A 9,583-nucleotide genomic window follows, 5' to 3' on the forward strand; every position below is an offset into this window, starting at 1 on the left:
CCAGCATCTCGTGTTGCGGCGAAGCCGTAGACACGGCTGCCCCACGGAATGCTCTTCATTTATACTTAGACGGAGCAGTGGCTGAGGTTCTGAAGTGCAGAGGCGCCTACTTCCGCTCTTGGACCCATTGCTGACGTCTTCTCCGGACGCCGACAGGGCCGCTACACCCGGCGCAATCCCGCAAAGAGCGCCTCGAATTCGCTATCCGCGCGATAGAACGCCGGTGGTCGCCCCAACGGTGCGGCGACCGATGTCTCGTGCCCACCGGCAAATGACTGGCCGGTCCACACATGAGTCCAATCGGTCCCTGACGGAAGGTAGACGCTCCGCTGATCCTGGCCCGCCTGCCAGACGGGCGCGACGAGCAGATCGCGGCCATAAAGGTAGCAATCCTGAATGCCGTAGGTTCGCCGATCGTCTTCGTGATGAAGAAACAGCGGACGTTGCACTGGAAGGCCCCGGCGCGCAGCTTCCAGCGACAACGTCCTGAGATAAGGCGAGAGGTGAACGTAGATCGCGGTCATCCTGGCAAAATGCTCGAGAACCGCCGGATCGCCGTCGAGCTGCAGATTGTCACGAGGCCTGTTGCCTTCGTGGCTGCGCATGACGGGCGTGAAGGCTGCCATCTCGCTCCAACGCATCACCAGCTCGGGCGTGCGCAAATTGCCAAACAGGCTAGTATAGCCGCCGATGTCGGAATGGTGAAACGCGTTGCCGAGCAATCCCGACGACAGGGCGGCGCAGATCACCGTGACCAGCCCGTCATGCCTGGAAAAGTCGACCGATTGATCGCCGGCCCAGAGCCACGGGCACCACTTCTGCACACCCGTGAAGCCGGACCGCATGAAGAACACGGCCTCGCCGGTGCGGCCGCGGCTCGCCACAGCATTCGCATTCACTTCGGCCCACAGCGTCGGCCAAAGGTTATGCGCAAGTCTTGCATCGATGCCGCTGGCGAGACGTACGTCAACCGGCAGATACTCACCGAAATCTGCCATCCAGCCGGATAGGCCGTAGTCGAGCATCCTCTTGCCGATGATTTCCTCCGAGAACCATGCCGCGGCATCCGGATTGGTGAAATCGACGGTGCCGCAGTGGAACTCGCCGAAATCGATCAGGGCCGTTCGTCCCGAGGCGTCCTTGACGAAGAATCCGGCATTTTCGGCCTCCTCGAATAGGACGCCATCGTTGCAGAGATGCGGGTTCACGTAACCGAGAAAGCGGATGCCTTGATCGTTCAATTCGGCGATGCGCTGCCGCAGGCCCGGATAACGCGTCTCGTTGGCCTTCCAATCCCAGAACAATCGCGCGCCAAAGGCGGTCGGCCGAATTCCGACCCAATCCTCGCACCAGAGACCGGAAACCTTGACGCCGGCCGCGCACATCTTCGCGAGGCGAGCGAAGGAGTTCGCGCCGTCCTTCAGGCCGACGATCGCGCCATTGTAAATCCACTCTGGAAGCGGCGGTTGACGGCCGAATCGCGCGGACAGCATCTCCACCAGCGCGACAAACGACGGCGCCGCAAATAGCTCGATGCGTCCAGGAACGGACCAGGCCTCGATCTCGTGAAACCCGTCCTCGCGAAAATCGAACACGGTGTAGGCTGACGTCTCGACGTGAAGCGCATAACGCGCCGAGGAGATGTAGGTCGGTTGCGGATAGTTCGTGTGATAGTAGTCGCCGCCGGCGTGGCCCACCGCGTCCGCCTTGAAGGTAATCTCGGTGGTCTTGTCGCGCCCGACGCCCGGCTCCGAGCTCCATAACGGAAACCGTCGTCCACGCAGATCAAAATAGGAGAATTGCTCACCGCCACCCCAGACATGCTCGTTACGGTTGGCCACGACACGCAGCCAGAACCGGTTCACAGAGGGATCGAGCGACCGCAGCTTCAGCGCATCGCCCTCAAGCGTCACCGCGAGGCGAGCAGGCTGGCCCTTGGCCGAGGACAGCATGATCGTGTTACCGTCGATCTCGGCATGCGCGAGCGGACAGCGTTCGGCTAGGCGATCCTCGATCGCGAAGCGGCCGCGGTGCATTTCGATGCTGTCGTTGCCTCGGCCGACAAAAAAACATGGCGCCGCGGCACTGTGGGCGAGAATCTGGCGGCCCGAGATCGATAGCGCAAAGCCAGACGGGGTCGTCTCGAGTTTCAAGTGCATTCCTCTCGGCCTTTCCGTCAGCCCTTGATGCCACCTGCGGTCAGCCCCGAGACGACACGCTCCTGGAAGATTATGATCAGGATCGCGACGGGGACGATCCCGACGACGAGCGCCGCCGAGATGACCGGCCAAGGAAACGCAAATTCACCCTGATAGAGCTGGATACCGACCGGCAGTGTCCGCAATCCCGGATTGGAGTTAAACGACAGGGCCAGCAAGAATTCGTCCCAGGCGTTGACGAAGGCGAGGATGCCGGCCGTGAAGACGCCGGGCGCCGACAGCGGCACCACCACCCTGAACAGCGCACCAAACCGCGTGCAGCCATCGATCATGGCGGCGTTTTCAAGATCGCGCGGAATGCCTTCGAAGAAGGACGTCAGCACCAGGGTGCATACGGGCAGGCTCAGCACGGTGTAGGGCAGGATCAATGCTGTCCACGAGTTCAGCAAATTGAGCGCGCGCATGGTCTCGAACAGGGGAACCAGCAGCGTCACCAGGGGAAAGGTCGAGACCGCGATGATGACGGCCATGATCAGCCCCCTGAACCGCAAGTTCAGCCGCGCGAGCGCATAGGCCGCGAGCACCGAGACCAGCAGCGTGAGCGCGGTCGAGAGCAGCGCGACCATGAAGCTGTTGAACAGAAAGGTGAGCAGCGGCTGATCGGAGAACGCCTGAAAGTAGTTTCGCAGCGTCGCTGCCTGCGGCAGCCAGGTGATCGGCTTTTGTGTGAGCTCGGCCTCGGTCTTGAACGAGGTCAGCAGGATCCACAGAGCCGGAAACAGGCCATTGACGACGAGAATGAACGAGGCGATGGCCCGCAGCGGCTTGCCTGAGAGAGCCGAGTCGAACGTGGAGGCGACAGCCGTGCTCATGATGCGGCCCCGTTGCCGCGGATCATGCGCAGGTAAAGCGCGGTTACCAGCATCGACAGGCCGAACATCACAACTGCGAGCGCCGATCCGTAGCCGAGGTCGAGGAACGAAACGGTGTTCTGATGAATGTACATGGCGAGCGTCGCGGTTTCGGTACCCGGCCCCCCGCCCGTCATCATGTAGGGAATGTCGAAGGTCTGCAGTGCGGTAATGGTGCGGAAGATCAGCGCGACGACGATCGTCGGCTTGAGCAGCGGCAGCGTGATCTCGAAGAACCGACGCACGCGCCCAGCGCCGTCGACGTCGGCGGCCTCGTAAATCGAACGCGGAATGGTTTGCAGGCCTGCGAGAATGATCATCGCCATGAAGGACGAGGCCTTCCAGATGATGGCAAGGCAGATCGCGGCGAAGGCGAGCCGCGGCGAGTTGAACCAGATCACGCCGGGCAGACCGATCCGGCGCAGCACATCGTTGACGACGCCGTACTCGGAATGGAAGAACCAACCGAAGATTAGACCGGCAAAGGAGAGCGGCAGCGCCCAGGGGATCAGCAGCGAGAGCCTCACCGGCCATTTCATCTGGAACGGCAGATTGGCGAGCAGCGCGAGTGCGAACCCGACAACGAGCGAGCCGGGCACGGTGATGAGCGTGATCAGCACCGTGTTCCAGGTCGCCTGCCAGAACACCGGATCATCAGGCATCTGCTTGAAGTTCGCGAGCCCCGCGAACCGCGCCGGCAGGCCCGACGTCAGCGACAGGTCGAGAAAGCTCGTGTAGATCAGCCGGCTCACCGGATAGACGATCATCACGCCGAGCAGGATCGCTGCGGGCGCCAAAAGTATCACGGCAAGCGTAGTGTCACCAGGATCGGACCAGCGCGACAGCCACAGACGCCGCATGACGGCGCGATCGGCCTCGCTTTTGAACGTCGATTTCGTTGTCACCAGGTCTGATCCGGATTGCAATACGCGCCTTAGCGGATGATCCGCTTCAGCCGGGCCTCAATCTGGGCGGCGCCGTCCGCCGGAGTGGTCGCACCCGCGAGCACCGCATTGACCGTGGTCCGGATCGCTTCACTGACCTCGTTGTAGCGCGGCGTCACCGGCCGCGGCTTTGCGGTCTCGACGATGGCTTGCGCCTCGGCGAACCAGGGCACCGCCTTGGTCACGTCGGCGTCCTTATAGAGCTTGCCGTAGGTCGGCAGCAACGAGCCGTTGATGGCCACGTATTTGGAAACTTCGGGACTCGACAGATATTCAATCAGCTTCTTCGCCTCGTCTTGATGCTTGGAAAAAGCGGAAACGCTCCACTCCCAGCCGCCAAGGCAGGTCGCCTGTTCGCCGCCTTTGATTGCCGGAAGCCGTGCGACGCCGACCTTGCCTGATACCGCAGACTCGGCGCCCTGCGACATCGCCCATGCATAGGCCCAGTTCACCGCGAATAGGACGTTGCCGGCCTGGAATTCCTTGCGCGTATCGTCGGTCGCGACCTCGGCAATGTTCTTCTTGGCAACACCGCTGTCGGCAAAGCCCTTCCACAGCGCGAGCGATTTGGTCGCCGCCTCGCGATCGAAATCGAGCTTGCCGTCCTTGGTCACCACCTTGCCTTGGCTCCAGTACGGCACGAGGAAGGTGCAGACCGCGCCTTCGATCGCCTTGCCCTGGAACGACAGCCCCTGCAAGTTCGGATTCTTCTCGCCGTCCGCAACCTTCTTCGCGGCGTCCGCGAGCTCGTCCCAGGTTTTTGGCGGCTGGAGCCCATATTTGTCCAGCAGGTCCTTGCGATAATAGAGGAACATGGAATCCGCAAAGGCGGGCAGCGCCACCACCTTGCCGTCGATCGTGTTCGCCTCGGCATAGGCACGCAGATAGGAAGACATGTCGGTTGCGACCGGGCTGGTCCAGCCCGCTGCCGCAAACTGTGCCGGACGGATAACGTCGAGCATCAGAACGTCGAGCGAGGAGTCCTTCGCCGTGAGCACCGTATTGAGATATTGCGCCTGCATGTCCGAGGTCGTACCGCCGAGCTCGACGCTGACCTTGATGCCGGGATTGCGTGCTTCGTACTGATCGAGCAGCGTGCGCCAGATGGCGGGCTGCCCCTGGCTCGTGACGAAGACCTTCAATGTGGTCTCGGCGGATGCACCGGTTGCGAATGCAGCCGCGGCGCACGCGAGCAGCGATCCCGCCATCCTTGAAACGCGTCCTGAACTCATGCCGTCCTCCCGGAAAAATCGCAATTGTCGTGGCTTGACTGATCTGCTGACGAGGTCTCACTGCGGGGCTCTTACTGCAAGGCGCGCTCGGTCTCCGGATCGAACAGGTGAATCTTGGCGGGATCCAGCCCCAGCTTGATCGCTTCGCCGGCTTTCGTGCGCAGCTCGGGCGGCAGCCGCGCAGTCAACGTCGCGCCACCCACGGTAAAATGCACCAGCGTATCGGACCCGAGCGGCTCGACGACCTGAACCTGGCTGTTCATGCCGACATCCGACGTCAGGCGCGTGAAATGCTCGGGCCTGATTCCGACGATGAATTCACGCCCGTCGGCCGCCGAGAGCTTTGTGCCGGCGATGCCCGCAAGCGGCAGACGGTTGCCATCTGCGAATTCGAGATAGCCTTGAGCGGCCCTGGCCTTCGCAAAATTCATGGAGGGAGCGCCGACGAAGCCACCGACGAAAACGCTAGCCGGATGATTGTAGACTTGCTCGGGCGTTCCGATCTGTTCGATGTCGCCACCACGCAGGATGACGATGCGATCGGCCAAAGTCATCGCCTCGACCTGATCGTGGGTGACGTAGACGATGGTGGTCCCGATCGTCTGATGCAGCCGCTTGATCTCCGTACGCACCTGACCACGCAGTTTTGCGTCGAGATTGGAGAGCGGTTCATCGAACAGGAAGATCTGCGGCCGCCGTACGATGGCGCGGCCCATCGCGACTCGTTGACGTTGACCGCCGGAGAGCTGTCCCGGCCGGCGGTCGAGCAGATGGGTGATGCCGAGCATCTCCGCCGCGTCCCTAATCCTGGCGTCAGCGTCCGCCGCATTCGCACCGCGTACCCTCAGGCTGAAGCCCATGTTCTCGCGCACGGTCTTGTGCGGGTAGAGCGCGTAGTCCTGGAAAACCATGGCGATGTCGCGCTCGCGCGGCGGCAGATCGTTGACGATGCGGTCGCCGATCCGGATCTCGCCGCCGGTGATGCGTTCGAGGCCGGCGATCATGCGCAGCGTGGTCGACTTGCCGCACCCAGACGGACCGACGAGGACGACGAACTCGCCATCCATGATATCGAGGTCGATCGCCTTGACGACGCGAAACGCGCCGTAGCTTTTCTCAAGCTTGCGCAGGCTGACCGAAGCCATGAGCCCGTTCTCCCGTCCCAACGGTTCTTGCAGCGCCGTGATGTTTCATAGTAGCGCTGCGATTTCTAGAAATCAACGACGGACCCTCACCGGCTCGATCCTGCGGATGAAGACGGGAGTACTATCTTATCTAGCTGGTCATACTCACTATATCGCTCGGTAAACAGAATGCGGTTGTAGCCTTTCAGAGCTTCGGATACATAATAGCGCTATTATCTTGAGCCACCATGGCAATGGCCGCATCAAAGCCCCTACGCACCCGGCGCAAGATGCAACGGGTCACGATCATGGATGTAGCGGCACGCGCAGAGCTGTCGCCTTCCACGGTGTCCCTCTATTTTAGAAAGCCCGATGCGGTCTCGGCGTCGGCGAGCGAGGCGATCGCACGCGCTATCGAAGCGCTCGACTACGTGCCGAACCTGATGGCTGGTGGCTTGGCGGCCGCCTCGTCGCGCGTCGTGAGCATCATTGTGCCATCCGTCCGCAATGCGTTCTTTGCCGAGACCGTCGCGGCCCTGCAGGAAGAACTCAGCAAGCAGCGGCTGCAGGTGATGCTCAGCCACAGCGAGTACAGGGAACACGACGAGGAGAATCTCGTCCGCACCGCCCTCGCCTGGGCCCCTGCCGCTGTCGTATTGACTGGCCTTTCTCACAGCGCCGCAACGCGCAGGCTGCTCCGCGACAGCAAGGTGCCGATTGTCGAAATCTGGGAGCTTGGTTCCCCGACCATGGACATGGCGGTCGGTTTTCACCACGACCAGGTCGGTCATGCCGCTGCTTCGCATCTTCTTCAGCGCGGGCGCAAGCGATTATTGTTTCTCGGCGCCCGCCTGCATGAGGATCGCCGCGCGGCTCGGCGCGCCCAAGGCTTCGTCGAAGCGGCGCGAAACGCGCCTGATGTCACGGCAGAGGTCATCCAGCACCCTGCACCAGCGAGCGCCGAAGTTGGCGCCATGCTGCTCGGCGAGGCCGTGCATCGCTTGCCAAACGTCGATGGAATCGCCTGCTCTAACGACCATATCGCACTTGGCGTGATCTTCGAATGTCAGCGCTCTGGCATTGCGATCCCCGAGCACCTGTCGGTGATGGGCTTCGGCGATTTGAGCTTCAGCGCGGCCGCAAATCCGTCATTGACGACGATCCGCCCGCCCGGCGACCTCATCGGGAAGGAAGCTGCGCGACTGATCATCACGCGGCTCGCGCACTCTGGTGCCGAATCGGAACAAGCCGTCATCGACACGCGCTTCACCCTGCTACATCGGCAAAGCAGCTGATGATCGGAACGATGGCGCTTTTGCCGCGGGATCCCCGATCAACCGATAGCGATTATCTCCTTTGCGTCATGGTATCAGACGTCGACGCTCTTGAAGACCTTATCGTGAACAAGCTCTCACGAATCGCAGGTATCCAGCATTCGCTCAGGATCTCACAGTTGAGCCATGGTTCGGCCGATGTCGTGCACCCACCGCAGACGAGGTCCACGACAGCAATGTGGGTAACACCAGCCCCACGCCCTTGCTCGAGCGAGTCGGCGCAAAGCACATGACGTGCTCCGGTCCATCGTGGCGCAGATAGTTATTCCCGAGGCGCCCCAGATACGCCTTTGGACGCGAACAGGCCGGCCGCCCTGATTTGCTTCGGCGTTGCCCAGCGTGCCGAACCGTAAGTCGTCACCAACTGGCTTTGGCGCGCGCGCCACACCGAATTGAGGATCGCAAAAACCGCGCCCGCGATGTCGTCAGCTGCAGCGATCGCTCAACCTTCCTCGAACACCTCGGGCGCATAGCCCTCATTGGCAAACCACCATTCGAACAATCGCCAGGGCAGATAAACACGATAGCCGACAATCAAGAACCAGGGGTCACCGAGGCGCTGCTGATAGCCGAGAGCTGCGGCAGGTCCATTGCGTTGTGCCCCACGTCGAGACGGCACGATGCCGAGCACGACGACGATCTGGCCGACCTAGATTTTCGCCGGAACATTTTCTGACCCACTCAACTCTCGCGAACGAGCGCGGCGAGATGAAAAGCGGCAGACGCCATCGCATTCAACCTGAATAAAAATCGGTTACGAGATCCGCGTCGATCAAGCCTATCGATGCGAGATCGTTGATGCGCCAATCTCGGCGTCTTTGAGGAAGCTGCTCAATAGACTGTGAACGGCGCGATCAAGCTGGATCAATTATCGAGCTCGCTTCGATGTGCGCCGCGCACGAGCCGGTACCGATTGGGAGAGAACGAATCGACCGCCCTACTCGATCGCAATGTTCGACGGTGCGCATCGACCCCGTATCTGAAAAAAACGGCGTGTTATACTCACTTCGCGAAATGGGTATAAGCGCGCGAACTCGCGCGCAGCCATCGGCGGACGTCTTTGGCGATGGAGACAGCACCCGGCGATCCCTCGGCGGCTTGGATTTCTTGGTGGAAGTTCAAAGGAGGGCGTCAGGCGGAAGCTCCAACGGATCCTGTTTCGGGGCTGGCGGGTCCGGTCCGATGCGGAGAATTGGCGCCATTCCCCGCATATTTTGCGGTAATTAGCCTTGCGGTTGAGGGGAAAGGCCGCCATATTCTCCGCAAGGAGTGCGGGGAATGCGGGACTATATCCACCAACTACCTGATTGGCCTCAATTTTCCTGGGATGGCGACGCCTTGGCGAAGCAGCTCGCGGCCGTGCGGCTTCGCCAGGGCCAGCTCATCGGTCGGATGCAGGCGCTCGGCTTCCCCCAGCAGGAGGAGGCTGTCCTCACGAGCCTGACGGAAGAAGTCCTCAAGTCCAGTGAAATCGAGGGGGAAAAACTCGACAAGGACGCGGTGCGCTCTTCGCTGGCGCGTCGCCTCGGCATGGACGCAGGCGCTCTGCCATCAGCCGATCGCAACGTCGAGGGCGTTGTCGAGATGATGCTCGACGCTACCCAGAAGTTCAAAGCCGAGCTCACGGCGGAAAGGTTGTTTGGCTGGCATGCGTCGCTGTTTCCGACCGGCCGCAGCAACATGAAGAAGATCGCTGTTGGAGCCTGGCGCGATGCCTCGTCAGGACCGATGCAGGTCGTCTCTGGTGACTACGGACGTGAGCGCGTGCACTACGAAGCACCGATTGCCGACAAGCTCGATGCCGAAATGACTGCGTTTCTCGACTGGTACAATACCGAAGAGAACATCGACCCACTAATCAAGGCTGCGATCGCGCATC

The 9,583-nt window shown here is 61.4% G+C and carries 9 protein-coding genes; 2 read left to right on the plus strand and 7 right to left on the minus strand.

Going from position 1 to position 9,583, the window contains the following annotated elements; genetic code table 11:
- Window positions 1–161 precede the first annotated feature (161 nt).
- The 5 genes from ACVIIW_RS36995 to ACVIIW_RS37015 form a co-directional block, all read right to left on the minus strand.
- The gene (locus tag ACVIIW_RS36995) at window positions 162–2,180 is read right to left on the minus strand and encodes an alpha-glucosidase (protein WP_456705549.1); all 2,019 of its coding nucleotides are present in this window, start codon (window positions 2,178–2,180) and stop codon (window positions 162–164) included.
- Window positions 2,177–3,031, minus strand: a complete 855-nt coding sequence (locus tag ACVIIW_RS37000; RefSeq protein WP_456705538.1) for a carbohydrate ABC transporter permease — start codon at window positions 3,029–3,031, stop codon at window positions 2,177–2,179. Before ACVIIW_RS37000 ends, ACVIIW_RS36995 begins: the two co-directional genes overlap by 4 nt.
- Window positions 3,028–3,930, minus strand: a complete 903-nt coding sequence (locus ACVIIW_RS37005; RefSeq protein WP_456705550.1) for a carbohydrate ABC transporter permease — start codon at window positions 3,928–3,930, stop codon at window positions 3,028–3,030. Before ACVIIW_RS37005 ends, ACVIIW_RS37000 begins: the two co-directional genes overlap by 4 nt.
- Before the next feature lie 74 nt (window positions 3,931–4,004).
- Window positions 4,005–5,222 carry an ABC transporter substrate-binding protein gene (locus ACVIIW_RS37010; RefSeq protein WP_456705551.1) on the minus strand — a complete coding sequence of 406 codons (1,218 nt, stop codon included), beginning with the start codon at window positions 5,220–5,222 and terminating at the stop codon, window positions 4,005–4,007.
- A gap of 95 nt (window positions 5,223–5,317) precedes the next feature.
- Entirely contained in the window at window positions 5,318–6,391 is a 1,074-nt protein-coding gene (locus tag ACVIIW_RS37015) for an ABC transporter ATP-binding protein (RefSeq protein ID WP_456705539.1), read from the minus strand.
- 227 nt (window positions 6,392–6,618) lie between these two features.
- Between ACVIIW_RS37015 and ACVIIW_RS37020 the strand changes: the two genes are divergently transcribed.
- Entirely contained in the window at window positions 6,619–7,665 is a 1,047-nt protein-coding gene (locus tag ACVIIW_RS37020) for a LacI family DNA-binding transcriptional regulator (protein ID WP_456705540.1), read from the plus strand.
- A gap of 144 nt (window positions 7,666–7,809) precedes the next feature.
- Here the strand turns inward: ACVIIW_RS37020 and ACVIIW_RS37025 are convergent, their stop codons facing one another.
- Complete coding sequence (locus ACVIIW_RS37025) at window positions 7,810–7,935, minus strand: type IV secretory system conjugative DNA transfer family protein (protein WP_456705541.1); 126 nt, start codon at window positions 7,933–7,935, stop codon at window positions 7,810–7,812.
- A gap of 211 nt (window positions 7,936–8,146) precedes the next feature.
- Complete coding sequence (locus ACVIIW_RS37030; RefSeq protein ID WP_456705542.1) at window positions 8,147–8,335, minus strand: hypothetical protein; 189 nt, start codon at window positions 8,333–8,335, stop codon at window positions 8,147–8,149.
- Between the two features lie 647 nt (window positions 8,336–8,982).
- Here ACVIIW_RS37030 and ACVIIW_RS37035 point away from each other — a divergent pair.
- On the plus strand, window positions 8,983–9,583 hold a 601-nt coding region (locus tag ACVIIW_RS37035; protein ID WP_456705543.1), incomplete at its 3' end, for a DUF4172 domain-containing protein.

This window comes from Bradyrhizobium sp. USDA 4449 (assembly GCF_054056275.1).